The organism is Actinoplanes sp. NPDC049802, assembly GCF_040656595.1.
GTDB lineage: Bacteria > Actinomycetota > Actinomycetes > Mycobacteriales > Micromonosporaceae > Actinoplanes.
On sequence record NZ_JBFAMR010000087.1, the window covers coordinates 1 to 25,174 of the forward strand.

General features: G+C 72.5%; 26 protein-coding genes. 8 read left to right on the forward strand and 18 right to left on the reverse strand.

All coding sequences use genetic code 11. The features are described 5' to 3' along the window. Nucleotides 1-855: 855 nt before the first annotated feature. From AB0I88_RS35640 to AB0I88_RS35665, 6 genes are all read right to left on the reverse strand, one after another. Complete coding sequence (locus AB0I88_RS35640) at nt 856-1,473, reverse strand: 4Fe-4S cluster-binding domain-containing protein (RefSeq protein ID WP_361035197.1); 618 nt, start codon at nt 1,471-1,473, stop codon at nt 856-858. Further along, nucleotides 1,466-2,245, reverse strand: a complete 780-nt coding sequence (locus tag AB0I88_RS35645) for a helix-hairpin-helix domain-containing protein (RefSeq protein ID WP_361035200.1) — start codon at nt 2,243-2,245, stop codon at nt 1,466-1,468. Before AB0I88_RS35645 ends, AB0I88_RS35640 begins: the two co-directional genes overlap by 8 nt. Nucleotides 2,246-2,333: 88 nt before the next feature. Next, complete coding sequence (locus AB0I88_RS35650) at nt 2,334-2,549, reverse strand: DUF2997 domain-containing protein (protein WP_361035203.1); 216 nt, start codon at nt 2,547-2,549, stop codon at nt 2,334-2,336. Next, entirely contained in the window at nt 2,546-2,992 is a 447-nt protein-coding gene (locus AB0I88_RS35655) for a hypothetical protein (protein WP_361035206.1), read from the reverse strand. The genes AB0I88_RS35650 and AB0I88_RS35655 overlap by 4 nt, the downstream gene beginning before the upstream one ends. A gap of 36 nt (nt 2,993-3,028) precedes the next feature. Then, entirely contained in the window at nt 3,029-4,618 is a 1,590-nt protein-coding gene (locus AB0I88_RS35660; RefSeq protein ID WP_361035209.1) for an AAA family ATPase, read from the reverse strand. A gap of 78 nt (nt 4,619-4,696) precedes the next feature. Continuing rightward, entirely contained in the window at nt 4,697-5,419 is a 723-nt protein-coding gene (locus AB0I88_RS35665) for a hypothetical protein (RefSeq protein WP_361035212.1), read from the reverse strand. A gap of 128 nt (nt 5,420-5,547) precedes the next feature. Here AB0I88_RS35665 and AB0I88_RS35670 point away from each other — a divergent pair, with 128 nt between their 5' ends. Further along, nucleotides 5,548-5,946 (forward strand): DUF2203 domain-containing protein, encoded by a 399-nt coding sequence (locus AB0I88_RS35670; RefSeq protein ID WP_361035215.1) that lies wholly within the window; start codon nt 5,548-5,550, stop codon nt 5,944-5,946. 4 nt (nt 5,947-5,950) lie between these two features. On the opposite strand, the gene AB0I88_RS35675 is transcribed toward AB0I88_RS35670, so the two are convergent. From AB0I88_RS35675 to AB0I88_RS35690, 4 genes are all read right to left on the reverse strand, one after another. Next, nucleotides 5,951-7,558: a subtype B tannase gene (locus AB0I88_RS35675; protein ID WP_361035218.1), complete on the reverse strand. Its 1,608-nt coding sequence runs from the start codon at nt 7,556-7,558 to the stop codon at nt 5,951-5,953. Nucleotides 7,559-7,664: 106 nt separating this feature from the next. After that, entirely contained in the window at nt 7,665-8,333 is a 669-nt protein-coding gene (locus AB0I88_RS35680; RefSeq protein ID WP_361035221.1) for a response regulator transcription factor, read from the reverse strand. Next, nucleotides 8,330-9,502 (reverse strand): histidine kinase, encoded by a 1,173-nt coding sequence (locus AB0I88_RS35685; protein ID WP_361035224.1) that lies wholly within the window; start codon nt 9,500-9,502, stop codon nt 8,330-8,332. Before AB0I88_RS35685 ends, AB0I88_RS35680 begins: the two co-directional genes overlap by 4 nt. Before the next feature lie 341 nt (nt 9,503-9,843). Continuing rightward, nucleotides 9,844-10,608, reverse strand: a complete 765-nt coding sequence (locus AB0I88_RS35690) for a carbon-nitrogen hydrolase family protein (protein ID WP_361035286.1) — start codon at nt 10,606-10,608, stop codon at nt 9,844-9,846. A gap of 26 nt (nt 10,609-10,634) precedes the next feature. On the opposite strand from AB0I88_RS35690, the gene AB0I88_RS35695 reads away from it, so the two are divergent. Beyond that, on the forward strand, nt 10,635-11,009 hold the full coding sequence (locus AB0I88_RS35695; RefSeq protein WP_361035227.1) for a hypothetical protein: 375 nt from the start codon (nt 10,635-10,637) through the stop codon (nt 11,007-11,009). Between the two features lies 1 nt (nt 11,010). Here the strand turns inward: AB0I88_RS35695 and AB0I88_RS35700 are convergent, their stop codons facing one another. Next, on the reverse strand, nt 11,011-11,658 hold the full coding sequence (locus tag AB0I88_RS35700; protein WP_361035230.1) for a ThuA domain-containing protein: 648 nt from the start codon (nt 11,656-11,658) through the stop codon (nt 11,011-11,013). Next, nucleotides 11,658-12,842 carry an MFS transporter gene (locus AB0I88_RS35705; protein WP_361035233.1) on the reverse strand — a complete coding sequence of 395 codons (1,185 nt, stop codon included), beginning with the start codon at nt 12,840-12,842 and terminating at the stop codon, nt 11,658-11,660. The genes AB0I88_RS35700 and AB0I88_RS35705 overlap by 1 nt, the downstream gene beginning before the upstream one ends. Nucleotides 12,843-13,073: 231 nt before the next feature. On the opposite strand from AB0I88_RS35705, the gene AB0I88_RS35710 reads away from it, so the two are divergent. Continuing rightward, nucleotides 13,074-13,688 (forward strand): phosphoesterase PA-phosphatase, encoded by a 615-nt coding sequence (locus tag AB0I88_RS35710; RefSeq protein ID WP_361035236.1) that lies wholly within the window; start codon nt 13,074-13,076, stop codon nt 13,686-13,688. Between the two features lie 25 nt (nt 13,689-13,713). Here AB0I88_RS35710 and AB0I88_RS35715 read toward each other — a convergent pair whose 3' ends face one another. Next, a complete protein-coding gene (locus tag AB0I88_RS35715) occupies nt 13,714-14,874 on the reverse strand; it encodes an alkaline phosphatase PhoX (RefSeq protein WP_361035239.1) in 1,161 nt (386 codons plus the stop codon). 252 nt (nt 14,875-15,126) lie between these two features. Here AB0I88_RS35715 and AB0I88_RS35720 point away from each other — a divergent pair, with 252 nt between their 5' ends. Then, entirely contained in the window at nt 15,127-15,960 is an 834-nt protein-coding gene (locus AB0I88_RS35720; protein WP_361035289.1) for a dienelactone hydrolase family protein, read from the forward strand. Here AB0I88_RS35720 and AB0I88_RS35725 read toward each other — a convergent pair. Both AB0I88_RS35725 and AB0I88_RS35730 read right to left on the reverse strand, forming a co-directional pair. After that, nucleotides 15,950-16,504 carry a QsdR family transcriptional regulator gene (locus tag AB0I88_RS35725; protein WP_361035241.1) on the reverse strand — a complete coding sequence of 185 codons (555 nt, stop codon included), beginning with the start codon at nt 16,502-16,504 and terminating at the stop codon, nt 15,950-15,952. The two genes, AB0I88_RS35720 and AB0I88_RS35725, sit on opposite strands and share 11 nt — an antisense overlap. Nucleotides 16,505-16,646: 142 nt before the next feature. After that, nucleotides 16,647-17,663, reverse strand: coding sequence for a hypothetical protein (locus AB0I88_RS35730; RefSeq protein ID WP_361035244.1), 1,017 nt, complete (start codon nt 17,661-17,663; stop codon nt 16,647-16,649). A 106-nt stretch (nt 17,664-17,769) separates the two neighbouring features. Here AB0I88_RS35730 and AB0I88_RS35735 point away from each other — a divergent pair, with 106 nt between their 5' ends. Continuing rightward, nucleotides 17,770-18,024: a hypothetical protein gene (locus AB0I88_RS35735; RefSeq protein ID WP_361035247.1), complete on the forward strand. Its 255-nt coding sequence runs from the start codon at nt 17,770-17,772 to the stop codon at nt 18,022-18,024. Nucleotides 18,025-18,194: 170 nt separating this feature from the next. Next, complete coding sequence (locus tag AB0I88_RS35740) at nt 18,195-20,273, forward strand: protein kinase (RefSeq protein WP_361035250.1); 2,079 nt, start codon at nt 18,195-18,197, stop codon at nt 20,271-20,273. Here AB0I88_RS35740 and AB0I88_RS35745 read toward each other — a convergent pair. Continuing rightward, the gene (locus AB0I88_RS35745) at nt 20,267-21,238 is read right to left on the reverse strand and encodes an NAD(P)-dependent alcohol dehydrogenase (RefSeq protein ID WP_361035253.1); all 972 of its coding nucleotides are present in this window, start codon (nt 21,236-21,238) and stop codon (nt 20,267-20,269) included. The two genes, AB0I88_RS35740 and AB0I88_RS35745, sit on opposite strands and share 7 nt — an antisense overlap. Nucleotides 21,239-21,455: 217 nt before the next feature. On the opposite strand from AB0I88_RS35745, the gene AB0I88_RS35750 reads away from it, so the two are divergent. Beyond that, nucleotides 21,456-22,394, forward strand: coding sequence for an ATP-binding protein (locus tag AB0I88_RS35750; protein WP_361035256.1), 939 nt, complete (start codon nt 21,456-21,458; stop codon nt 22,392-22,394). Nucleotides 22,395-22,509: 115 nt separating this feature from the next. Further along, nucleotides 22,510-23,196 carry a hypothetical protein gene (locus AB0I88_RS35755; protein WP_361035259.1) on the forward strand — a complete coding sequence of 229 codons (687 nt, stop codon included), beginning with the start codon at nt 22,510-22,512 and terminating at the stop codon, nt 23,194-23,196. Between the two features lie 6 nt (nt 23,197-23,202). Here the strand turns inward: AB0I88_RS35755 and AB0I88_RS35760 are convergent, their stop codons facing one another. Further along, the gene (locus tag AB0I88_RS35760) at nt 23,203-24,087 is read right to left on the reverse strand and encodes a hypothetical protein (protein ID WP_361035262.1); all 885 of its coding nucleotides are present in this window, start codon (nt 24,085-24,087) and stop codon (nt 23,203-23,205) included. Nucleotides 24,088-24,112: 25 nt separating this feature from the next. Further along, the gene (locus AB0I88_RS35765) at nt 24,113-25,171 is read right to left on the reverse strand and encodes an SPFH domain-containing protein (RefSeq protein WP_361035265.1); all 1,059 of its coding nucleotides are present in this window, start codon (nt 25,169-25,171) and stop codon (nt 24,113-24,115) included. Nucleotides 25,172-25,174: the final 3 nt, after the last annotated feature.

Consider the following 25,174-nt stretch of genomic DNA (forward strand, 5'->3'; position numbering starts at 1 on the left):
CGCTTCTTTCCCACGCTCTCCATGATGCTGGACATCCTCCCGGAGACCTCAGGTCCCCTGATCTTGGATGTCCGTCAAAACGGGGCAGGCCCAGCCCTCCGCCCACCGGACGCCGGGGTGCCAGGTGCCAGGTGCCAGGTGCCAGCGCGACAGGGCGTGCCGTCGGTGCGCTGTGTGTGCCCGCCCGGCGAGTAGACGGGGCCGAGCGATTCGGCACGCACGCGGGGCCCGGCGCGGTCGCTCACGAGTGTCACAGCGGTGCTCGGGGCACACCGTCGGTGCGCTGTGTGCCGTCGCCGGTCGTCGGATCCCTGATCCAGGTGGGGTTTCCGCTACCCGGCACCCGTGTCGTGAGGCCTGGCGAAGCGGGGCCGGACCGGATATGCGCTGGTAGCGAGCCTTCATTGATAAGCCAGCAGGGTCAGGGCTGCCTCAGAACGATCGATAGGCTTTGACGCCAGTCAGAAGCCTTCGGCTGGCCGTCAGAGAGACCTCAGGGTGTTTGGTGGAGCGCTGGGGGTCAGCCGGAAGCTTTCGGCTGGCCGGGTCAACCAGCGGCGTGAGCTCTTCTGCACGACTCCAGCGAGGCCAAGCGGCATCTCGTGGAACTCACCGGCAGCCTGCTCCGGTACGAGGAGACGCGGGGGCGCTGGAATTCCGCCGAAGCCGCTCGGAGGCCGGATCACCGGTCTGACCGGCGGGCATGCCGGGCCGTCAGCCGGGCGGGTTGATGGGTGGCGCGGCGGGCCGTCAGCCGGGCGGATTACCGCTCTGATGGGCGGGCGCGGCGGGCCCGTCAGCCGGGCGGATCACCGCTCTGGTGGGCGGGCGCGGCGGGCCCGTCAGGCGGGCGGATCACCGCTCTGATGGGCGGGCGCGGCGGGCCGGGAGGCCGGCGAGCAGGGCGTCGAGGGTGTCGTCGTCGGCCCAGCCGTTGACGGCGATGTCGCCGGCCGCGGAGACGGTCACCTCGAGGCGGTCGGGGCCGGCCACCTCGGTCAGGCGGCCGGTCAGGTGGAGGGACTCCTGGTTGGTGGAGCCCACCCACGGTCGCTCGTGATCGAGCAGGTCCTGCCGGAACGGGCCCGCGACCAGCAGGTCTGTCGCCGCAAGCAGGGCGGCCACGGCCGCGTCCTCAAGACCACGGAGGTACGCGTACTCGTACCCCGTGAACGTCATGACGGTGAGCCCGGCCCGCCGCACCCCGGCCGCCACCGCAGCCAAGCCCGCGGCCTGCTCGAACGGCTCCCCGCCCAGCAGTGTCACGCCGGAGGTGCCGGCCGCCACGACCCGTTCGACCAGGCTCCGCGGTGTGGTGGGCGTGCCGCCGCGCGTACCGAAGAGATGTGGGTTGAAGCAGCCGGCGCACCGGATGGAGCAACCCTGCACCCAGATCGCGCTGCGTTCGCCCGGGCCCTCGGCGGTGGTCCGATCGAGGAAGTGGGCCACCCGCACGAGCGGCGGCTCAGACATCGACGATGCGGCCGAACGGCTGATCGTGGTCCTGCTGCGGCACCACCCGCCGGGGTGGGACACAGGTCAGCCGGTCGCGGACGGCGACGAACTCGTGCGGGGCCAGCGACGCGGCGGCCGCGAACTCGGTCAGCGACACGAAGCCGCCCCGCGAGTCGCGGGCGGACACCACCTGGGCGGCTCGCTGCGGGCCGACGCCCGGCAGCACGGCGAACTGCTCCACGGTGGCGCTGTTGACGTCCAGCGGCAGACCCGGTGGCGTCGCGGGACCAGCGGCGGTGGTGACGTCCGGCGGCACGGGCTGCGGGGGAGCGGCGTACGGCTGCGGGGGCGCGGTGTACGGCTGCGGCGCCGGTGGCGGGGGAGCGGTGTACGGTTGCGGCGCCGGTGGCTGGGCGCCGTAGTACTGCTGTGGTGGCGGCACGAGGCCCTGCATCTGTGGTGGCAACGGCGCCGTGGCGGGCGCACCGGCCCACGGCGCGACGGGCTGCTGCGAATACCACGGCTGGTAGCTGGCCCGCCACCGCAGCCACTGGCCATTGATGATCAGCGCGTGGGTGACCGCTGCCATCCAGACGGCCAACAGGAAGCCGAAAGCGAGATCCGAGGCCACCGAGTCCTTCGGCTGCGACGGACCCCAGAGGCCGGCCGAGGTGCTCAGGATGCTGTAGACGACGCCGGCGATCGACCAGTTCAGCCGGCGGGCGCGAATCCCGACGTAGAGGAACCCCAGGCCGCTCAGACAACCGAAGCTGAGAATCGGCAGGAGCACCCAGGCGCTGTGACCCAGCCGCCACGAGAGCCGCGCCGGGCCTTGCGGCTTCGACCGCTGTGGCGGCGGTGGAGGTGGAAAACCCTGGCTAGGCGGGGTCCACGTCACGGTTCACCTGCTGTTCCTGTGCTGTGTGATGCTGGCGCGTGTAGTCGTCGGTGAAAGCGCTGGACTCCACCCTGCCGCCGATCAGGTCCTCGAGGACGGCGATGTAGTCGAGGCACTGGTCACCGAGGATGTCGAGGGTCTCGGCACTGACCGTGCCGTCGCCGTTGACGGTCACGACGATCCGTGGCTTGGTCATGCCCGCTCCCGCTCCACCTCGAAGACCAGACGGACGGCGTCGTCGGTGACCGACTCGGACTCCAGACGGAGCCCGGCCGCCGGCGCCTGGTCGCGCAGCCGCTCCAGCACCGCCCGCTGCACCCGGCGGCCGTAGGCGTCGTCGACCGCCGTGACCAGCTCGATCGCCCGGTCCTGCTGGACGCCGGTGAAGTGCGCGCCCCAGATGCCCTCGGCGTCACGGGTGAACGTGGCGGACGCCTTCGTCTCACCCCAGACGGCGGTCAGCGTCTCGCCGGACGTGACGACGGTGGCGCCGGTGTCACGCAGCGCCTCGCCCAGCAGGGTGACGTCGCGCATCCGGGTCCGGACGTCGCAGACACCGTCGGACTTCCCGCCGGCCCGGGCCTGGACGGCGGCCGCGCCGGCCATCGCCAAGGGCACCAACAGCAGTGACACGCTCACGTGAATCCCCCGTTCATCGCTGGTGTGCGCAACACCTTATCGCCCCGGCGCTCCCGGCCGGTCGCTCAGATCCCAGTCGTCGGTGCTGGTCGCGGACACGGCACGATTGCGGGCCCACGCGCGCAGGGCGTCGATGCGCTCGGCCTGGGTCACGCTGAGCGGGACGATGCTCATCACCGCGCGGACCAGATCGTCGCGGCTCAACGGCCGTCGCTCGGAGAACGCGTCGAACAGGGCGACGGTGACCGCCTGCTCGATCTCCGCGCCGGAGTAGCCCGTGGTCAGCCCGGCCAGCTCGCCCAGCAGGCCGGCGCCGACCGGCAGCTCGCCCGCCACCCGGGGATGACGCAGCGCCCGCAGCAGGTGCACCCGCCACACGTCCACCCGCTCCTCCCGGCTCGGCAGGTCGACGAAGAACGTCTCGTCGAACCGGCCCTTGCGCAGCAACTCGGGTGGCAGCCCGTCGAAGTCGTTGGCGGTCGCGATCACGAACACCGGCCGGTTCTTCTCCTGCATCCAGGTGAGGAAGGTGCCGAAGACCCGGGCGCCCGTGCCGGAGTCGCCGCCGGTGCCGCCGGCGAAACCCTTCTCGATCTCGTCGACCCACAGCACGCACGGCGCGACCGCCTCGGCGATCCGCAGCGCGCTGCGCATGTTGTGCTCACTGGAGCCGACCAGCCCGGAGAACACCCGCCCGATGTCGAAACGCAGCAACGGCAGATTCCACACCGCCGACATGGCCTTGGCGGTGAGTGACTTCCCGCAGCCCGGCACACCGGTGATCAGCACGCCGCGCGGGGCGGGCAGGCCGAACTCGGCAGCCTCCGGCAGCCACGACCCGTTGCGCTTGACCAGCCAGGACTTGAGGTTCGCGAGGCCACCGACGTCGTCGAGCACGGTGCCGGTGGTGACGAACTCCAGAACCCCCGATTTCCGGACGGTCTGGCGTTTCTCGTCGTGCACGATGTCGAGATCGTCGAGGTCCAGGACCGGGTCGTTGGCCATCGCCCGGGCGAACGCGTTCTCTGCCTCCTGCATGGTGAGCCCGGCCGCCGCCGCGACGAACCGCTCCCGGCCCACGTCGTCGAGGTCGATCCGCAGCCGCCCGGTCCCGCCGTTCGACCGGATCATCGCGTCCAGCAGCGCCCCGCGCTCCGCCTCACCGGGCAGCGGGAAGTCGACGATGGTGATGTCCTTGGCCAGCTCGGCGGGCAGGCTCAGCACCGGTGACAGCAGCACCAGGGTCCGCGGCTGCCGCCCGGTCCGGAAGGCGTGCGCGATGTCCCGCAGCATCCGCACCACCTCCATGTTCTGCGGATAGTGCCCGTCCTGGATCAGCGGGTGCAGATCACGGAAGACGAACACGCCGGGCTCGTCGAGTCGCTGCACGGCCTTGAGCGCGTCCATGACACGGCCGGTGTTCGACCGGGCCTCGCCGTCCGGCTGGATGAGGCCCCCGGTGATCGTCCACGACCAGACCGGCCGCGGCACCCGGACCAGATCCGCGTTGCCGGCGATCAGCGCGATCTTGTGGAGTGCGCGCTGCTCCTCGTGCGTCTCCAGATACAGCACCGGAAAACGGGCCTTGAGCAGCTGCGCGAACGTCTCCGGAAACGGTCTCTCCACCGCGCTCACCTTAGACCAGCCCCGACCGCCCGACGGCGTGCCGGAGCGGCGCGGACACGGTCACGCCGCTCGCCGGCGTCAGCGACCCGTGACACCGGTCCTCCTCGCGTGACGCAGGATCAGGGCGATGTCGGCGCCCCAGCCGTCGAGAACGTGCCCGTGCCCGTGCGCACGGGCCAGGTCGGCGACCGCCGGGAAGAGGCTCAGCGCCCGCCCGGGCAGCCGGTCCGGTCGCAGTGCCGCGTTCCACCGGCCGGGCAGCGGGTGGGTGGCCAGCTCCCAGGCCAGATACTTGTTGTACGGCCGCAACCGGCCGTGCAGCGCGAACACCGCCGACAGCAGCCACGGCACGCTCTCCAGCTCGTCGAGCCGCCCGGCCGCCGTCGCCCCGTCACGACGGCTCTTCACCGCGCGGTAGAGCTGATTGACATAGGCGTCCAGGAAATCCCGCGACCAGGAGCGGGCCTCCGCGGCGGTGGGCGTCGCCTGCCGCTCCACCAGGTCGGCGATGCCCCCGTCGAGCCGGTCCAGCAGCACTCGCGCGCCCCGGTAGCCATAGCGTGGCCACTGCACCGACGTGTCGGCGAGACCTTCGACGGTGACCACCGCCTGATCCAGACCGGACGACCGGACCCGCCGCCACCGGTCCAGCGCCGGCCCGGTCACCACGACCGTGACGTCACAGTCGGAGTGCGCGGTGACCGGCCCCCGGGCCTGCGAGCCGGTCAGCACCACCCCGCGCACACCAGGGTCGCCCTCGGCCTCGGCCAGCAGCCGGTCCAGCACCCCGTTCCCCTCCATGCCCGCCATCCTGGCACGCCCCTACGACACTTTCGGGAGCCCCACCGGACCGGTCGAACCGGCGGTGCCGGTGCCGCGGATCGGCTGGACGGCGGGGCCGTGACCACGCGGGTGACAGACTCTGCGGCATGGGGTTGTTCACGCTCGCTGAAGCACGCGCCGAGCTGGCCCGGCTGCGCCCGGTCCTCGACGAGATCATCATCCTCCGCGCCGACATGGTGGAACTGTCCGCGGCCCTCGTCCCCGGCGGCGAGCCGACGGCGCTGGGCGGCCTCCCCGAGCGCAAGGCCGCCGAGGCCCGCCTCAACGAGCTGATGGCCGAGATCCAGGAGACCGGCGCCGAACTCAAGGGCGTCGCCCCGTTGCTGGTCGACTTCCCGGCCGACCTCGACGGCGTCCCGGTCCTGCTGTGCTGGCTCGAGGGCGACCCGGGCATCACCTGGTATCACCGAGCCGATCTCGGCTTCGCCGGCCGCCGCCCGCTGCCGCCCGCGCCGCCTGACCCGGTCTCCGGGGCAGGCGGCTGAGCAGTCACGCCGAGGTGTGGCCGGTGACCTTGTTGGCCCAGGCGATGAACGCGTCCGGGTCGTTGTTGGCGCCGTGGCCGGCGTCCCAGTACATGATCGAGTCGACGGTGTCGCCGAGGGTGTGGGCGGCGGCCGCGACGTTCGACGAGACGGTCAGGGACGTGTCGGTGTCGCTGGAGCCGAGACGGATGAACCAGTTCTTCGCGCGGGCCTCGTTCTTCTCCGCGAGGAAGTGCATCGGGTTCATCAGCTTCAGCAACCCGGGGATGTCGGCGTCGAGGGTGGTGTTCGCTTTCTTCGCGCTGTACTCGGTGAAATGCCTGTCGTCGACGGTCTCGGTGCCGAACTCGTTGTTCTCCCCGGCGCTCAGATCGAAGGCGTCGAAACCGGGCAGGGTCTTCTTGCGGCCGCCCAGATGGGCGAGGAAGCCGGCGAACGTGAACGTCGCCTTGCCGCCGGACCATTTGAGGAAGCCGTTCGCCGCGAGGTAGGTGCTGCGCTCGGAGTTGGACAGCCCCGCCAGGTAGGACGTCGCGGCGGGCTGGAGGTACTGCGTGAGCAGGTAGTTCTTGTATCGCTCTGCGGTCAGGGCCCGACCGTCCAGACCCTTGAGACCGAGCCCGTCCTGGTACCCCGCGAAAGCACCGGCCAGTTCCTTCGACACCGCCTGGTCGACGGTCTGGCCGTTCGCCGGGAGGCCGCCGTAGAGGAACTCGTAGGCGGTGTCGGCGTTCTCCAGGTCGGTGATCGGGCAGTACGCCGCCACCGCGAAGATCGAGTCGCCGGCGTCGGCGGCGCCCAGTTCGGTCAGGTACTTCGCGTACAGGTCGCTGTCGCCGGACGCGCCGAGCAGGGTGGAGACGGCCCCGCCCGCGCTGGTGCCGTTCGACACGATCTTGTCGGTGTCGCCGGGGAAGACGTCCTTGTTCGACCGCAGGTAGCGGACCGCGGCCTTCAGGTCGACGATCACGGCGGGCGCCTTGCCGTAGAACGTGCCGTCGGCGGATTTGTTGTCGCGGCCGCGGGCGCCGACCGAGACCACCACCCAGCCGGCCGCGATCGCCTCGTGCGTGTTCTGTCCCTGGCTGCCCATGCCGGTGGCGAGCGCGCCGCCGTTGCCGGTGGGAGCGCCGTCACCGCCGTCACCGCCGGGACCGCCGCCGGGGAAGCCGTCACCCTTGGGGCCGCCGCTCGGCATGCCCGCACCGTCGGGCATGCCGCCCCCGGGACCGCTCTGCGAGAGCGGGTCGTCGGTGGCCTTGGCCGACATGTAGCCGCCGACCGGGATCTCGAACAGGATCGGCGCGCCGGTCGCGTCGACCTCCTTGCCGTCGATCTTCACGGGCACGGCCACGGAGAGGCTCTGGTAATCGGCGTCCACCGGCTTGGCGACATACGGGATCCTGCTCCAGAGCCGGTACGTGACCTTCCGGTCGCCGGCCGCCGTGGAGATCGTCGCGGTCTTCTCGGTGAACGCGTCCTTGTCGAAGCTCAGCGAGATCGCCGCGCCGCTCGTGGTGGTCGTGGCGGACGAGTCGGAGCCGGACGACGTACAGGCCGCGAGGGAGGCCACGCTCGCCGCACCGGCCGACAGCAGAGTCCTGCGTTTCATGGTGAGCCAGTCCTTTCACTGCTGGGGGGATGCCCAATCGTGCCGATTTGCCGGACTGGCGTCGTCGTCTCTCAGTAGGGATCGCGGGCTACTACTCCCGTGGTAGTCAGGCGTGCTCGCCCGGCCGGACCAGACCGCTCTGGTAGCCGATCACCACGAGCTGGGCCCGGTCACGTACGCCCAGCTTGGTCATCGCCCGGTGCACGTGTGTCTTGGCGGTCAGCGGCGACAGCGTGAACCGCTCCGCGATCTCCTCGTTCGACTTGCCGAGCGCCACGAGCCGCAGCACCTCCCGCTCACGATCGGTGAGCATGGCCAGTTCGGCGGGCGGATCGGCGGCGGTGGGCGGCGCCAGGAACCGGTCGATCAGCCCACGGGTGGCCCGTGGCGTCAGCAGCGCCTCACCGGCGGCGACCACCCGGATGGCCCGCAGCAGCTCCTCCGGCTCGACGTCCTTGCTGAGGAAGCCGCTCGCTCCGGCCCGCAGCGCGGCCAGCACGTTGTCGTCCGCCTCGAAGGTGGTCAGGATGATCACCCGTACGCCGGCCAGCTCCGGGTCGCCCGCGATCCGGCGGGTGGCCTCCAGCCCGTCCATCACCGGCATCCGGATGTCCATCAGCACCACGTCGGCGCGATGCCGGCAGGCCATCTCGGCCGCCACCCGCCCGTCCGGGGCCTCGCCGACGACCTCCATGCCGTCGGCCAGGTCGATGATCAGGCGGAACCCGGCCCGGATCAGTGTCTGGTCGTCGGCGAGCAGAACCCGGATCGTCAAAGTTCCTCCCCCAGCCCGGCGGGCAGCGTGGCCCGGACCGTGAACCGATCCCCGGTGGTACGGCCAGCCTGAATCGTCCCACCGGCCGCGGCGGCCCGCTCCCGCATGCCGATCAACCCGAACCCGGCGCCGCCCTGGTCCTCTTCGTGCGCCACCGCGTTGCCGACCTCGATGGTCAGGTGGTCGCGCCCCCACTCGAAGCCGATCCGCACCGGGGATCCGGTGCAACCGTGCTTGCGGGCGTTGGTCAGCGCCTCCTGAACGATGCGGTAGGCGGCCAGGTCGGTGCTCGCGGGCAGGGAGCGCCGCGCGCCGCTCGACGAGACCTCGACGCGTACGCCCGACGCGGCGAAGGCGTCCAGCAGCTCGGGCAGCGCGCTCAGCCCCGGCTGCGGGTGCGGGGAGGGGCTGGCGTCACCCGGCTGCCGGAGCAGGCCGACGATCGAGGTCAGCTCGCGCAGCACGGTGCTCGACGCCCGGCGGATGTGTTCCAGCGGTGGGCCGGCCGCCTCCGGCCGGCGGGACAGCGCGTACGCGGCCGCGCCGGACTGCACGTTGATCACCGCGATGTGGTGTGCCACCACGTCGTGCAGCTCGCGGGCGATGCGCAGCCGCTCCTCGGCGACCCGGCGGCGCACCTCCAGCTCGCGGCTCTGCTCGACGCGCCGGGCCCGGTCCTCCACCTCGGCGACGTAGGCGCGGCGGCTGCGGACCGCCTCGCCGGCCGCCGTCGCCATGCCGGTCAGCGTGAAGCTTGTCAGCGCCAGCGGCGTCCACCAGCCGGCCGCCGGATCGGCGACCGCCGCGACCGTCCAGAACAGCACCGCGCAGCCCAGCGACGCGGCCCACGAGATCCGCCGGTCGTGGCGCAGCGCCAGCTGATAGAGCGCCCAGCCGACCGCGAAGATCAGCGGTGGGATCGTCCAACCGGCGATCAGGTAGCCCACCTCGACCGCGGCCGACAGCACCAGCACCGGCACCGGCGCCACCCGGGCCAGGGCGACCACCAGCCCGGCCACCGCCGCGGTCGCCAGATCGGGCACGAGCGGGATGTCGTGCGCCTCGCCGGCGCCGGTCAGTGCGCCCATCGCGGCTACCGCCGCGACGAACCCGCCCGCGAGCAGGTCCGTGAGCCAGGGCCGGCGCCGGAGACGAGGGAGGAGCCGCATTGCGATCACGCTACGACTCCCCGAGCCCGGGGACATCCGACCCGGGCCGTAAATCCGGCGTACCACTCAGGTATGAGAAGCGCCTGACCCGGCAGCTCAGCCCGGCGGTCGCGGCAGGGGCGCGAGTGGGTGGGACCTGGCGTGGCAGCCACGGTTGTCCGGGTAGCCCGTACCAAATAGGGGGAAGGTCGTGCTGCGCGGAGGGTGAGAGATAAGTGGGGGTTTCTGCATGAAGCGGTGGTTCGGGTGCGAAGAAGGGGTGCCGGGGTTTTGCCGGGCTCCGGCCCGCAAGGGGGCAGGCCGGCGGCCGCGTGTGGGAGCGGCCGCCGGTGGGGGCGGGCTCAGGCCGTGTGGTAGGTGACGGAGAGCACGTCGCGCCGGCGCTGTCCCAGGTACCAATCGCCGGACTCGGCCGGATCGAAGGTGTGCCGTAGCAGGCCCTTCTCACCCGGCGGCAACTCGGCGAGCACCTCGCCGCGTGGTGAGACGACCATGCTGGGGCAGTGCTGGTCCGGGCTCGGGATGTTGGCGGAGAGCACGAAACGCTGGTTCTCGGCGGCCCTGCTGATCAGGTGGCTGCGCCAGACTCCCGAGGGTTCGCGAGGATTCGCGGCGTTGGTCAGATAGACGAAGAAGCGGGCGCCGGCCGCGGCCAGATGCTGCCACTGCTCGGGGAACCGGATCTCCCGGCAGAGCTGCACGGCGGCGGTGACGCCGTGCACCGCCGTCGTCTCCAAGCGGTCGCCCGCGATCATCGGGCCGCGTTCGTTCATCGCCAGATTGATCTTCCGGTAGACCCGGGGCGGGCCGTCGGGGGACAGGTGCACCGCGGCGTTCGACCAGCCCCTCTCCCCGGGTAGGAGGGTGCCGCAGAAGACGTGCGCCGCGCGCTCCCGGGCCAGATCGGCGGCACGCGCGACAGCGTCGCGGACCTCCGCGGGATCGAGATCACGCAGCGGCGACAGGTCCTCGGCGTAACCGGACAGCAGCCCCTCCGGGAACAGGACGACGTCACCGGGCCGGGCCTCGGACATGACCTCCCGGTACGCGGCGAGATTGGTGGGGACGTCCCAGACGGTGGGAACCTGGGCGATCAGAACGGACATCTGCACCCCGGCATTCTGTCGTACGGATGGTCCAGCCTTCGTGCTCCAGTGATCGGCCGGGGGAGACGTGGTGTTCGTCGGCCGCCTGGTGCGAAGGGCTGCACCCGCGCCAGGGCGGGGTGCCGGCGGTGGCGCCGGCCACCCTCGGTGACGACACCGTGGTGCCCGCGTTGGCCGCGATCTTCCCCGCGGTCTTCGCCGCGCTCTGGGCCAGCGACCGCAGCGCCGTCCTGGAGATGGGGCACTCGGCGTGGGGTGTCACCGACTATTTCCGCGACGGCGGCATCGACCTGCTCACCCGCGCCTACCGGGCGCTCGTCCGGGACGCCCTGGCCGAGATCGCCGAGGTGCACGCCGCCCACCGCGACCTGCGCTCGGTCCAGGTGCTGACGGCGCCGTGAGTCAACCCTGGCCGGCGGCCCACCGGAGACCGGCGGCCACATGGTCGAGGAAGAGGCCGTCCGACCAGGCCTCCGTCCGGTGGCCGAGACCGGTGTACCAGGACCGGCCCGCGCCCACCCGCCGGAACCACGCCTGCGGGTGCGGTCGCGGCATCCCGAACTCCGCCGCGGCGTAGGTGGACTCGTCGACGTCGAGCAGCGGCGACGAACCGGGGCGGACGTCGGTGAAGGCGTACCACTCGTCGGTGAACCGCCAGGCCGGAGGCAGATGCGCGGTCGACGGATGACCGGTGGTGACGTGCACGGTCGCGGCCTGCACGCCCTCGGGATGGCCGGCGAAACGGGCGCCGAGCAGGTCCGGGTACCAGTCCCAGGAGAGTTCGGTGTCGGCGGCCGCGTGCACCCCGGCGAATCCGCGGCCGGCCTCGACGAACGCGCGCAGGGCGTCGCGGGCCTGCCCGCCGAGCACGTCGCCGCTGGTCGAGACGAAGGCGACGGCGTCGTACCGGTCGCAGGCGGCGACATCGGCCGGATCCTCGGACGCGGTCACCCGAAGATCGTCACGCCCGGTGAGCGCGGCGACCGCGGCGGGAATCGAGTCGTGCCGGTATCCAGTGGTACGGGTGAAGACGAGCACACGTGGCGGCATCATCCCATCTTGATCGGTGGGACGGGGTCGCGGTGAGCCCGGGGCCGGGATCCGAGGATCCCCGCTCCGATCTGCGCCAGCCCCAGAACCACGACCATGATCAACGTCGCGTGCCAGGCCCCGGTCCGCTCGGCCAGGATCCCGGCGGCCACCGGGCCGGCCGCCGCGAACAGGTAGCCCAGCGACTGCGCCATCCCGGACAGCCGGGTGGTCTCGGCCGCGGTCCGCCCGCCCAGGCTGATCAGCGTCAGCGCGGTCACCAGCGCGGCGCCCTGCCCGAGCCCGGCGATCGCCGCCCACACGGCGGCCAGGCCGGGCGCGGCCAGCAGCCCCAGCATCGCGACGATCACCGGAAGGCTCGCCACGACCGCCCCCGCCGGACGGGTCCGGTAGTCACGCAGCAGCAGCGGGATCGTCAGCCCGCCCACGATCCCCATGCCCTGGAACACGAACAGGTGCAGCCCCGCGACACGCTCCGGGAAACCGGCCGCGATCTCGATCGTCGGCATCCAGGTGACCAGCACGTAGAAGCAGGTCGACTGGAGACCCATGAAAGCGGTGATCATCCACGCTCGCGGCTGCCGCCAGAGCGCCACGTCACCGGGCGCCGCGACCGTCTCCGGGGTGGCCGCGCGGCGTGCGCGGGGCAGCCAGGCCGCCGCCACCGCCAGCGCGAGCCCGCCCCACACGGCCAGCGACAGCCGCCAGTCGACCGCGTCCGCGATCGGCACCGCCACCGCGGCGGCCGTCGACGCCGCGATCGTGATGAACGCCGTGTAGAAGCCGGTGGCGCGCGACACGTTCGACGCGTAGTCACGTTTCACGATCGCCGGGACCAGCACGTTGCCCACAGCTATCGCGCAGCCGATCACCATCGTGCCCACCCACAGCCCGGCATGCCCGGTCCAGGACCTGATCACGGTCCCCGCCGCCAGCACCAGCAGCGCCCCGAGCACCGCCCGCTCCATCCCGAACCGTCCCGACAGCCGATGCACCAGCGGCGACACGAACGCGAACGCCAGCAACGGCAGCGCCCCGAGCAGCCCCTGCGCCGCCTCGCCGAGTCCCTCGTCCACGCCGATCCGCGGCAGGAGCGGACCCACCGCGGTGATCGCGGGACGCAGACAGAGCGCGACCAGGAAGACGGTCGCGGCAGTCGCCGCGCCCCCGCTCACCGCAGGCATGGCACGTCTCATCCCGGTGAGCCTCTTACGCGATGATCCACTCGGTCAAGAAGACCCTTCCCGGTACGCCTACCCGTACCCGCCGTACCAGACCCGCGAGCTGTGCGCGCCGTCGCGGCCGATTCGCGCCTTCCGGCGCAAGGAGATCCCGACGCTTGCGGCGTGACCGGAATCCGACCGGTTCTCGGGTCCGGTCCGAAGCGTGTCCGGTGGTTTGCGATGATCGGCGCCATGGCGATGTCGAGCACCGCCCCACCGCCGGTGGCGGACCGGACGGCCCGGCTGCTCACCGAGGTCCTCTCGCCGGCCGTGCTGGTGGCCACGGTGCTGCTGGCGGTGGCCTGGCACGCCGCGGACTCCCCGATGTCCGCGCTGATCATGGGCGTGATCGCGGCCGCCGCTGCCAGTTTCCTGCCGATCGCCTACATCCTGCACGGGGTGCGGCGCGGCGCCTGGACCGACCGGCACGTCGGCGTACGCGCCCAGCGCACCCTGCCGATGCTGGTCTGCCTGGGCTCCACCGTGTCGGGCACGCTGGCCCTGGCCGCCGTCGGAGCGCCCCGTGACCTGCTCGCCCTGATCGCCTGCATGGCGGCGGCCCTGGTGGTGGCCACCCCGATCACCCTGCTGGCCCGCTGGAAGATCTCCGTTCACTCGCTGGTGGCGGCCGGGACGGCGGTGACGTTCACGGTCGTCTTCGGCTGGTGGCTGCTGATCACCTGGCCGTTCGCCGCCGCGGTCGTGTGGTCCCGCGTCCGGTTGCGGGACCACACGACCGCCCAGGTGCTGGCCGGCGCCGTGGTCGGCGCCTGCGCCACCGGCCTGCTCTACCCGGCCCTGCGCTGACCCCTGCCCCGGCCGGCGCCCGGGCTCAGGTCCGGAACGGCCCGGTCACGCAGTAGGTGATGCCACCCGACGACGCCCCGGTCGTGCCGCGCTGCGAGGAGAAGTAGAGCCGGTTGCCGGCCGGGGTGAACGCGGGCCCGCACAGCTCCGACGAGCCCTGGCCGGTGACCCGCAGGAACACCGAGATCTTGTCGTCCGGTGTGATCAGGCAGATCTCCATGTTGCCGCCGTCCTCGGCGACGTAGAGATCCCCGTACGACGAGCTGGTCACGTTGTCCACACCGGTCAGCGGCGCCGTGCCGGGGGAGACCAGGCTGTCGTCGTACGCCAGCTCGTAGGTGTTGCTGAGCAGGTTGACCTGCCACACCCGGTTGTCGCCCTTGGTGGTGAACCAGACGGTGTCGTTCGCGTAGTGGCAGCCCTCACCGCCGTTGAACGACTTCGAACCGGAGACCTGGCTGCGCGTACGGGTCGGCGAGCCGTCCGGGTCGGGCACGTTCGCCCAGGTGAACGATCCTGAGGTCCCGCTTCCGGCGACCAGCACCTGAAGCGTTCCGGAGGACAGGTCGCCCCAGGTGGTGGGCACGAACCGGTAGAACCGGCCGTTGGTCTCGTCCTCGGTCAGGTAGATCACCTTCCGGACCGGGTCGGCCGCGGCGGCCTCGTGCTTGAACCTTCCCATGGCGGGGCGGGCCACCGCCGTGCCGCCGAGCGGGTAGGTCTCCCACACCCGGCCCAGATCGATCTCCTCGCAGCTCAGCCAGGTGTTCCAGGGGGTCTTGCCGCCCGCGCAGTTCTGGTTGGTGCCGGACAGGATGCGGGAGGCGCCGACGATCGTGCCGGCGGAGTCGAAGAGGATCCGGGACGCCCCGCCGCCGGCCGACGAGCTGACCTCGGAGTTGGAGACGTAGACCCATCCGGCGCCGTTGGGGATGACCGCGCCGCCGTCGGGCGCGTCGTGCCAGATGTACGAGGTGCCCGGCACGGCCTGGCGGGACCGGGCGATCACCCTGCTGGTGAATCCGGCCGGCAACTGGATGCCGTTGGCGTCGGCGGCCTGGAGCGGCCCGTACGGGCCGGTCGCGTTCTGGGCGGGGGCGGCGTACGCGGCCGACCACGCGGTGAAGGGCAGAGCCAAGCCTCCGGCTCCGGCCACGGTGCTGCGAAGAAGGGTTCGGCGATCCATGCGCCAGACGGTAGATGGACATCGGCGACTTTCAATCGAACTGATTCTTGACAGTGGGCGACCAATCGCTGTCCAACAGTGACGCCCGATTCACCGGCTTTGCCTGGACCGCCGTCTCAATCGGCTCCGGAGCCATTGGCTGATCGCGGACCCGCGTCCAGAATCTCCTTGCAGACAATCGTTTCGTCAGTGGGGAGAAGAACATTGGGCAAGACGATTTCGCGCCTATTCGGAATTGCGACGGCCGTCGCGATCGGCGCCGCCGGAATCACGCTCATCCCGCGTGCCGACGCGGCCACAGAGAGTTTCCAGCGGGGCCCGGCGCCGAGTGACAGCAGTATCGCGGCGTCCCGTGGACCGTTCGCCGTCTCGCAGACCGCCGTCTCCCGGAACTCGGTGAGCGGCTTCGGCGGCGGCGACATCTACTTCCCGGCCGACACCAGCGCCGGCACGTTCGGTGCGGTGATCATCGCGCCCGGCTTCACCGCCCGTAAGTCGAGCATGGCGTGGCTGGCCCCGCGGATCGCCTCGCAGGGTTTCGTGGTGTTCAACATCGACACGCTGACCACCTCGGATCAGCCGGCCAGCCGCGGCCGCCAGCTGCTCGCCGCCGCCGACTTCCTGACCGGGCAGAGCAGCGCCCGGACCAGGGTCGACGCCTCCCGGGTGGCGGTCATGGGCCACTCGATGGGTGGCGGCGGAACCCTGGAGGCGGCCCGCAGTCGCCCCGCGTTGCAGGCCGCGATCCCGCTGACGCCGTGGAACACCACCAAGTCGTTCCGCCAGGTCACCGTGCCGACGCTGATCATCGGCGCGGAGTCCGACACCATCGCTTCGGTGCGCAGCCACTCGGAGCCGTTCTTCCAGAGCCTGCCGTCCAGCCCCGGAAAGGCGTACCTCGAGCTGAACAACGCCAGTCACTTCGCGCCGAACACACCCAACACCACGATCGCGAGCAGCAGCATCGCCTGGCTGAAGCTGTTCGTCGACAACGACACCCGCTACCAGCGGTTCGTCTGCCCCGGCCCGGGCGCCGGCAGCACGGTCAGCGAGTACCGCAGCACCTGCGCCGACTTCACGGTGTAAGCAGCGCCCGCAGAGCCGGCTCCGCCGACTCGAAGGCGATCGGCCCGCTGCCCAGCAGCGGGCCGTACAGCACCGACTCCAGGGTGCGTACGTACAGGAACGCCCGCCTGCGCAGATCCTCCGGCTCGCCCTCGATCCCGGACTCGACGAAGATCGCCAGCTGCGCGTCGACCGCCCGGTGGTTCACGTCGGCCGCCGTCGTGAACAGCACCCGGGCCGCGGTCTGCGGCTCCTCGGCGATGAAACCGCGCAACTGCTGGGCCGACTCGACCAGCTCGGCGAACTGCCGGGAGATCCCGATGACCCGGTCCGGGCCGGTCCCGGTCACCTCCCCGGACGCCTCCTCGATCAGCAGCCGGCCGATCGCCCAGAACACCTCGCCGAGCAGGGTGTCCCGGCTGCCGACCGCGCGGTAGAGCGTCGCCCGGCTGATCACCAGCTCGGTGGCGAGGATGTCCATGTCTATCGTGGAATGCTGCAGGAAATGCATGGCCGCGCCCCGGAGGAGGACTTCGGGAGCGATGACACGCCGTTTGGTGAGCATGGGTCTCCCTCCTTTCCTCTGAATGAGTACGCACGGGAGCCGGGAAAGTATCACAAATAATGGCAGGGTGAATGCGCTTCATCTTTCAGGGTGTCCGGTTCGTGCCCGCCTCGGCATGATCACATGAAATGGCATCGGCGATTCAGCCGTGGGAGCGTCGCCGTCTGGCGATCACCAGACCGCCCATTCCGGCGATGGCCAGCAGGCCCAGAGCGGCGATGACCGGCTGGAGCGGGAGACGTCTCCCCTCGCCGCCCGCGACCGCCGGAGCGGCCGCCGGCGACGGTGACAGGGATGGTGACGGTGACGGCGCGGCCGCCGCCGGCTCGGCCAGCGGATACCGCAGCAGCGGCACCCCACCCTCCCCCTCGGACACCGTGAGCAGCGCCGTGCCGTCCGCCGAATACGCGAGGGACTCACCCTGCGGCTCGTCCGGCAACGCCAGCGTCGTCGGCTCACCCTCGGTGATCGCCCGCACCACGTCGCCGTCCGGCGCGTCGAACTCGAACGCGTCCGCGTACGTCCGCAGCGCCACCCGCCGACCGTCCGCGCTGACCGCCCCGCCGGTGACCACGGCCCGCCCACGGATCCCGAACGGATTGCTGGTCCCGGTGCCGATCGGGATCCCCCAGTCACCGGCCCGGCGCAGCGGCGTGGTCTCACCCGCGCGCAGCTCACCGTCCGGCACATACACCCCCGCGGTCAGCGGGTCCTTCGTCACCACGACCGGCACGCCGTCCGCGCCCACCAGCAGCGCCTCCGCGTCGTGCGGCCCGTCCGGGTAGGACAGCCGGAACAGCGCCGGCCTCTTCGCCCCCGGCGCGAGCCGCCACACCGCGACGGTGTCCCGGACGCGGTCGTTGTCGCCGATGTCGCCGACCCACAGCGTCCCGTCCGCGCCGCGGGCCAGATCCTCGGTGTCGCGCGGCTGTGACGGGTAGCGCACCGTCCGCGTCACCGCGCACCTGCGGTCCAGGAAGAAGATCCGCCGCCCCGAGGCGTCGTCGACACCGTCGTTGACCACCACGTAGCCGCGGCCGTCGGCGACCAGGCCGGAGATCTCCGTCAGCCGGTCGTCCTCGATCCGGCAGACCGTCCCGGCCGGATCTGCCATCCCCACGGGAACGCCGGTCAGCGCGGCCACCAGCAGCACACCCATCACAGGTCCCACCCTGCCATGACGCCGCCAGCGGGCGCGCGAACCGTACAGCGAGCCCACAGAAGCCTCACGAGGAGACCAGAGGAACGCCGGTCAAGCTTCCCGCATGACACAGATGACCTTCCCGGTCTCCGTCCCGGCCACCCGCCGTCCCTCGCCCGCGCCCGACTCCCGCAGGCGCATTCTCGGCGCCGAGTTCGCCACGGCCTTCGTGATCAGCCTCGGCCCACGTCCCGACCCACAAACCCTTTCCCGGTACGCCGACCGCGGCGCCCTGGTGACGCCGGCCGATCCCGGTACGGCCGTGGCCGGGCCGCGAACCGACCCGGCGGCCGTCCGGCCCTCGATCACCTCGTGGTGAAAGTCATACATTCCGGATCAGGGGCGGTCCGACCGTTTCCGCCCAGTCCCGTGTGCCCCGCCGACCAGCACTGATCCGGGCGGGAGCCGCCGGCCGGCAACCGATGGACGGGCGACTCGCCGATTCCGGCGTAACACCGGGGAATCCTCCCGCGCCGGTACCGTGCCGCAGTGCCCGACGACCGCTCGCCACTGATCGCAGACCGTTACCGCCTGGTAAGCCAGCTCGGCCAGGGCGGCATGGGCCGCGTCTGGGCCGCCCGCGACGGGCTGCTCGACCGCGACGTCGCCGTCAAAGAGCTCGTCCCGCCCGCCGGCCTCACCGTCTCCGAGCTGCGCATCCTTCGGGAGCGCGCCATTCGCGAGGCGCGCGCGATCGCCATGCTGGACCACCCCAACGTGGTCCGCGTCTTCGACGTGGTGTTCCGGGACGGCGACCCCTGGATCGTCATGGAGCTGGTCCCGTCCCGCTCCCTGTTCGACACCGTCCGTGACGACGGGCCGATGGCGCCCGACCGGGTCGCGCGGATCGGCCTCGGCGTCCTCGCCGCCCTGCGCGCCGCGCACCGGGCCGGGCTGCTGCACCGCGACGTCAAACCCGGCAACGTCCTGCTCGCCCGCGACGGCCGGATCGTTCTGACCGATTTTGGTCTCGCCACCTCGGCCGGTGACTCGAGCATGACCAGCACCGGCGTGGTCCTCGGATCACCTCAGTACCTGGCGCCGGAACGTGCCCTCGACGGGGAGATCGGCCCCGCCGCCGACCTGTGGTCACTCGGCGCCACCCTCTACGCCGCGGTCGAGGGACGGCCGCCCTACGTCCGCTCGTCGCCGATGGCCACCCTGGCCGCGCTCGCCACCGAGCTGCCCGACCCACCGGACCGGGCCGGCGCCCTGCGGCACGCCCTGACCGCCCTGCTGCAACGGGACCCTGCGATACGCGCCGACGCGGAGACCGCACGCCGGCTCCTGCTCGCCGCCACCACACCGGACCAGCCGCTCCCGTCCGGTCTGCCCGTCTACACCGAGCCGACGTTCGCCACCCCGAAGCCAGCGGTCACCCGGCCGCCCGCCGCCGCGCCGCTTGCCGCCCCGCGGTCCGCCGCCGCGCCGCTTGCCGGCCCGCGGTCCGCCGCCGCGCCGCTTGCCGGCCCGCGGTCCGCCGCCGCGCCGCTTGCCGGCCCGCGGTCCGCCGCAGTCCCGCTTCCCGCGCCCACGGCCCCCGGTGGTCCGTCCGCCGCGGTGCCGCTTCCCGCCCCGCCGTCCGCCGCCGCGCCGCTTACGGCACCCACGGCCCCGGGCGGGCCGTCCGCCGCCGCGCCGCTCCCCATGGCCCCGGGCGGGCCGCCCGCCGCAGTCCCGCTTCCCGCGCCCACGGCCCCGGGCGGGCCGCCCGCCGCGGTGCCGTTTCCCGCCCCGCGAGCCGCCGGTGGGCCGTTCCCCGCGCCGCCTCCCGCGGCCCCGGGCGGCCTCGTCGGCTCCGTGACACCGGCCGGACCGGTCCCGCCCGTGCCGGGGACCGTCCCCCGCCCGAATCCGGCCGCAGGTGAGACCGGTCCGGCCCGGTCCACCACGCTGCCCGGCAGCCGGCCGGCCTCCCGGCGCAAACCGGCCGTAGCGGCCGGGCTCGCCGTGGTCCTGACGGCGGCCGCGCTCACCGCGTACACCCTGATGGGCGCTGCGGACCCGCGGCCTGAGACGGCCGTCGTCGCGTCGTCGCCGGGCGTGGCAGGCGGGGCGGGCGCACCCACCGTGAGCCGCACCGCCCGGCCCGGCCGCTCCCGGCCGGCCGCGTCCCCGAGCGCCCGGCCGGCCGGCTCCAGCACGCCGCCCACGAAGAAGCGGACCGGGTCGCCGAGCGTGAAGGCCTCGCCGACGGCGGCGGTCACCGGGCGTGAGTTCCGGAGCATGGGCACCGGTACCTGCCTGCACGCCCCGGCCGCCGCCGGCCAGGTCCAGTTGTGGGCGTGCGACGGCAGCGCCGGGCAGATGTTCGACTGGCGATCCGACGGCACGCTGCGGGTGCGCGGCAAGTGTGCGCAGATCGGCGCCACCGGCGACGGCACGATCGTGCGGCTGGCCCCGTGCACCGGCGCGATCGCCCAGCAGTGGAATTACAACGCGGCCTACGACCTGGTCAATCTGTGGGCGGACAAGTGCGTGGACGTTCCCGGGGCCAGCACCGCCGACGGGGTGGCCGCACAGATCTGGGAGTGCTCCGGCGCGTCACACCAGAAGTGGGCTCACTGACCGTCCGCCACGGTGATCACCACGTTGCCGGTCTTGCGGCCGGTGTCGACGTAACGGTGGGCCTCGACGATCTCCGCCATCGGGTGGATCCGGTCGATCACCACCCGCAGCTCGCCCCGGCCGAGCAGTTCACTCAGCTCGGCCAGGGCTTCGTGCTTGTGTACCGACATCCCGGTCCGCACCCGCGGCCCGCCGGTGATCGCGGTCCGTGCCTGGAGCACGTTGTTGATCAGGCCGGTGGTCGGCAGGTAGCAGCCGCCGGTGGCCAGGACCGCCCGGCACACCTGGAAGGAGCTGCGGGTGACGGTGTCGAACACGATGTCGTAGCGTTCGCCGCTGCGGGCGAAGTCCTCCACCGAGTAGTCGAAGACCCGGACCGCCCCGAGCGACTCGACGAGTTGCACGTTGCGAGTGCCGCACACCCCGTGGACGACGGCCCCGGCTCGGGCCGCGAGCTGTACCGCGAACGTCCCGATGCTCCCGGAAGCCCCGATCACCAGGACTCGCGCCCCGGCCCGGATCTTCCCGAGCCGGCGCAGGAAGTGCCATGCGGTGGTGAACCCGTCCACACTGGCGGCGGCTTCCGCGAATCCTGGTCCGGGCGGCATCAGTGTCATGGAGGCGTTCTCCGCGAGGCATTTGTATTCGGCGTTGGCGCCCACCGCGAACCCGGTGAATCCGAACACCCGGTCCCCGGCCCGGTACCGGGTCACCCGCGGCCCTACCGCGGCGACCTCTCCGGCGAACTCCAGCCCGAGCACCCGGACGCCCTTGCGTGGCCGGACCGGCCCCAGGATGACGCGTCCCCAGCGGGGCTCGCCCCGCCGCATCCCGCACTCCGCCGAGGTCACCGTGGTGGCGAAGATCCGCACCATCACCTGGTCCCGGCCGGGCGCCGGCTTCGGCAGATCGACCTGTCTGAGGACTTCGGGTGGTCCGTACCTCTCGAACATCACCGCTCGCATGCCGCCATCGTGGACGGGCGTGCCTGTGACGAGGCTGAGGCCGGTGCGGTGCCCGCCGGGCCGTGGGCGGGGGTGGCAGCTCAGCCCGGAACGGGCGGCACGGGCGTGACCCGGCGGTGGGATCGCCGGCTGCCCACGGCGGGACGGGCAGGCGTACCGGAATGAAAGGTTGTGGCGGTGCTTGCCTTGAGGCCGTGCCATCCTTACCTTCATGCAAATGAAAATCGCTTTCACTGGCAAGGGTGGCAGTGGTAAGAGCACGCTGGCGGCGTTGTTCGTGCAGCACCTGCGTTCGGCCGGGCACCGGGTCCTGGCCGTCGACGCGGACGTCAACGTGCATCTCGCGCCCCTGCTCGGGGTGGCCGCGCGTGCCGAGGACGCGCTGTCGCACCCGGACAACGCGCGCGCCGTGCGCACGCATCTGCTCGGCGGCAACACCCGGATCGCCGGGGTGGAGAACTTCGTGGCGACGACCCCGCCGGGGCCGGGGTCGCGGCTGGTCACGCTGGATCCGGAGGACCCGGTTCTGGCGCGGCACGCGGCCCGGCTCGACGACCGGGCGCACGTTCTGCACGTCGGGACCTACGAGCCCGGGGACATCGGCTCCGGCTGCTACCACGGGCATCTCGCGATCCTGGAGAATCTGCTCTCCCACCTGGATCCGGCCGTCGACGGCTGGGTGGTCTGCGACATGGTCGCCGGGACGGACGCGTTCGCGAATTCGCTGCACGCCCAGTTCGACGTGATCGTGGTGGTGGCCGAGCCGACGCCGGAGTCGGTGTCGGTGGCCCGGCGCTACCGGGATCTGGCCGCCGCGGCCGGGGTGGCGGACGCCGTCGCCGTCGTCGGCAACAAGGTGGCCGACGAGGTGGACCGCGACTACCTGGAGCGGGAACTGGGTGTCGCGCCGATCGCGGTGCTCGGCATGCAGTCCGGTCTGCGCCGGGCCCGGCAGTCCGGCGTCCCGCCGCGGCCGGAGGACCTGGACGACGCGGCCCCGTTGGCGCGGATCGCGCGGCACGCCGGGAGCCGGTCGATGTCCGCGGACCGGCGGGAGGCCCTCATGCGTACGCTCCACCTGCGCGTGGCCGGCAAGGGCTGGGTCCGGGCCGCCCACGGCGACGTGACCGGCCAGCTGGGCCCGGCCGTGATCTGAGGGGTGCGGGTGGCGCCGGGAGGCCCCGCCGGTGGACGCGGGCCTCCCGGCGCCCGTTTCCCGGCACGGCGACTACGATGTTGCGCGATCTTCGACGCGGCTGAGACGAGGCGACATGCGGTGGTTCCGGTTCGGGGCGGGTAAGCGGCAGGCCGAGACCGACCCCGGCCGTCAACAGGAGCTGTTCCGCGAACTGCGGGCCCGGTTCGGCGGTCAGGCGCCCGGCCCGTTCGCCGGCCGGGCCGCCGAGGCGGCCGCGCTGCTCGACGGTGACGACGGCCTGATCGTGGCGGCCATGGTGCTGCGGGAGTCCGCGGACACCGCGTTCGCGGCGCTGGCCGCCCAGGGTCTCCCGGTCGAGCGGCGCGACTATCGCTGGACGTGGCAGAGCGCCGGCACGCGGCTCCGCTCACCCTTGACCGCGGTGCCGGCGGGCGCGTTCCATCCGTACGTGCAGACGATCGCGGCCGTGACCGTCGCCGGAGAGCAGGCGCAGCAGCTGGTCCGGATCGTCGACCCGAAACCGGTGCTCACCCACGTTCTGGAACTGCTCGACCTGGTCACGGCGGGCTGGGAGTACGGCGGCGTGGTCCCCGACGCGGACTCCGCCACCCTCGCCGCCCGGCTGATCGCGACGGCCCGGGACATCCGCGCCGCCATGCCCGACCCGCCTCCGCTGCCCTCCCCGATCCGGGAGCAGATGCGCCGCAACAACACGGTCGACGTCTGGGATCCCTCCGGCCGCCGGGTCGTCGGCGGCTTCAACCCGGGCAAGGAGATGCGCGAGGCGCTTCTCGCCTGACGCGGCTCACACCAGTCGCAGGCGGCGATCGGCCACCGCGATCCGGACACGCTGACCCCAGGAGAGCTCCAGCGCGTCGGACTCCAGCCCGTCGGCGAAGACCACCAGCCGCTCCGACTCGCTGGTCAGTTCCAGCTCGGCGGACGCGGTGAGCAGGCCGGCGGTCCGGCTGACCCCGGTGGCGGGGGAGGGCCACGCCTCCCGGACGAACCAGCACAGCGTCCCGTCGCCGGGCGCCGGCGCGGTCGGCGCGGAGGACCGTTCCCGGGCGATCGACGCGCACCAGCCGGTCGCCCCGGTTCCGGTGCCGACGATCAGGCCGGACGACGACTGCCGTTCCCGGGCGCCGTCCGGCGTGGTGAGCACGTAGCGTGCCGACTGGTGGCCGGCGTGACCGATGTAGACCTCGTTCAGCCCGTACAGCTCCTGGCCGTCGTCGAGCCGGGCGACCACCATGGTCCGCTCCTCGGCCCGCGGGCCGGCGTCCCGCAGGCGCGCGGCCACCGCGGTGGCCCGGTGCCGGGACAGCACTCCCGGGTTGCGGCCCGGCTCCGGGTCCACCCCGATCACCGGCTGCCCGTCCAGGTACTTCGCGACGTTCGCGACCAGCCCGTCCTGACCGACCGCGATCACCACGTCCTCCGGCGCGAACAGGAACCGCGGAAGGTCCGTCCGCTCCACGTGGCCCCGGCGCCAGTCGGCCGGCACCGCCGCGCCCACCTCGGTGAGCGCGGCGCGCAGCGCCTCGTGCCGGGCGGTCACCTCGTCCAGATCGCGGCCCCGCTGGCGCAGGAAGTACGCGGCCGCGCCCAGCGTGCCGTGCCGGGCGAGCAGCTCGTCGAGCTCGCTGCGCCGCGACACGACCACCGCCCGGGGCGCCAGCCCGCTCACGGCGCCACCTCCGCCTCGGTGCCGCTCATCGGCCCAGCCGCCCGACCAGCTTGGTGAGCACGTCCGGGGTGATCGTCAGCTCGTTCACCGACGGCAGGTGCCCGGCCAGCTCCTTGAGGGCGAGCGCCTGCAGGATCTCGGGCGGCAGATCACGGTACGCGGCCAGGCGCGCGGCCTCCGCCTCCGCCTCCGCCAGGCCGACGATCCGGGCGCCGGCCGCGCGGGCCTCGTCGCGCGCCCGGGTGGCCTCGGCTTCGGTGACGGCGCTCCGCCTCGTCCGCTCCCCGGCCGCGATGCTGGCGATCTCCTTGCGGTCGGCGTCGGCTTTCGCGGCGACCAGTTGCGTCTCCGCGTCCAGCTCGGCCTCCCGCCGGGTGTTGGCGCCGTGCTGCTCGACCAGCTCCTGCTGCCGGCGGGCCAGCTCGATCTTGCTCTGCAGCTCGTTCTCGGCGATCTGCCGTTCCTGCTGTACGGCGTGCGCGCGCCGGGCGTACGTCGCCTTGTCGGCGTCCTGCTGCACCTTCTCGCGTGTCGGCGTCTGGAGTGCCCGCTCCATGTCCGGCTCCGGCCGGATCGCCACCACCCGGGCGCTGACCACCGACACACCGGTCTCGCTGAGCCGGGGGTCGCCGGCCAGCGCGTCCGCGACCGACTGCCGGACCGGCGCGATCCCGCTGGTCAGCGCCTCGCCGAGCGGAACCCGGGCGAGCACGTCGAGTGCCGGCTGCTGCGCCAGTTCGGCCAGCAGCGTGGCCACCTGGTCGAGCGGCTGCCCGCGCCACTTCCCCCGGTACGGGTCGATGGAGAAGTCGAGCCGCGCGGCGGCCGCCGCCGGATCGCTGAACCGGTAGGTGATCGTCGCCTGCACGGTGACGTCGGCGAAGTCCTCGGTCCGCGCGTGGAACAGCAGCGGCAGCTCGCGGTCGTCGACCGGAACCTCGGACAGCACCGCGGTCAACGGCCGGTACCAGAACGACAGCCCGGTCCCGGAGCGCTTGACCCGCCCCTTGACGGTGTGGCTGACCCAGCTGGCCGGGGCCCCGCGCAGGTGCCGCAGGTGGAGTCGTCGTGTCACGTCAGCCATGTT

Coding starts and splice junctions, on each gene's coding strand:
- AB0I88_RS35695 (WP_361035227.1), top strand. CDS start 10,635: ATGGTCCAGCCTTCGTGCTCCAGTGATCGGCCGGGGGAGACGTGGTGT.
- AB0I88_RS35710 (WP_361035236.1), top strand. CDS start 13,074: ATGGCGATGTCGAGCACCGCCCCACCGCCGGTGGCGGACCGGACGGCC.
- AB0I88_RS35715 (WP_361035239.1), bottom strand. CDS start 14,874: ATGGATCGCCGAACCCTTCTTCGCAGCACCGTGGCCGGAGCCGGAGGC.
- AB0I88_RS35700 (WP_361035230.1), bottom strand. CDS start 11,658: ATGCCGCCACGTGTGCTCGTCTTCACCCGTACCACTGGATACCGGCAC.
- AB0I88_RS35665 (WP_361035212.1), bottom strand. CDS start 5,419: ATGGAGGGGAACGGGGTGCTGGACCGGCTGCTGGCCGAGGCCGAGGGC.
- AB0I88_RS35675 (WP_361035218.1), bottom strand. CDS start 7,558: ATGAAACGCAGGACTCTGCTGTCGGCCGGTGCGGCGAGCGTGGCCTCC.
- AB0I88_RS35690 (WP_361035286.1), bottom strand. CDS start 10,608: ATGTCCGTTCTGATCGCCCAGGTTCCCACCGTCTGGGACGTCCCCACC.
- AB0I88_RS35725 (WP_361035241.1), bottom strand. CDS start 16,504: ATGCTCACCAAACGGCGTGTCATCGCTCCCGAAGTCCTCCTCCGGGGC.
- AB0I88_RS35755 (WP_361035259.1), top strand. CDS start 22,510: ATGCGGTGGTTCCGGTTCGGGGCGGGTAAGCGGCAGGCCGAGACCGAC.
- AB0I88_RS35750 (WP_361035256.1), top strand. CDS start 21,456: ATGAAAATCGCTTTCACTGGCAAGGGTGGCAGTGGTAAGAGCACGCTG.
- AB0I88_RS35745 (WP_361035253.1), bottom strand. CDS start 21,238: ATGCGAGCGGTGATGTTCGAGAGGTACGGACCACCCGAAGTCCTCAGA.
- AB0I88_RS35640 (WP_361035197.1), bottom strand. CDS start 1,473: ATGTCTGAGCCGCCGCTCGTGCGGGTGGCCCACTTCCTCGATCGGACC.
- AB0I88_RS35735 (WP_361035247.1), top strand. CDS start 17,770: ATGACACAGATGACCTTCCCGGTCTCCGTCCCGGCCACCCGCCGTCCC.
- AB0I88_RS35705 (WP_361035233.1), bottom strand. CDS start 12,842: ATGCCTGCGGTGAGCGGGGGCGCGGCGACTGCCGCGACCGTCTTCCTG.
- AB0I88_RS35685 (WP_361035224.1), bottom strand. CDS start 9,502: ATGCGGCTCCTCCCTCGTCTCCGGCGCCGGCCCTGGCTCACGGACCTG.
- AB0I88_RS35765 (WP_361035265.1), bottom strand. CDS start 25,171: ATGGCTGACGTGACACGACGACTCCACCTGCGGCACCTGCGCGGGGCC.
- AB0I88_RS35730 (WP_361035244.1), bottom strand. CDS start 17,663: ATGGGTGTGCTGCTGGTGGCCGCGCTGACCGGCGTTCCCGTGGGGATG.
- AB0I88_RS35650 (WP_361035203.1), bottom strand. CDS start 2,549: ATGACCAAGCCACGGATCGTCGTGACCGTCAACGGCGACGGCACGGTC.
- AB0I88_RS35670 (WP_361035215.1), top strand. CDS start 5,548: ATGGGGTTGTTCACGCTCGCTGAAGCACGCGCCGAGCTGGCCCGGCTG.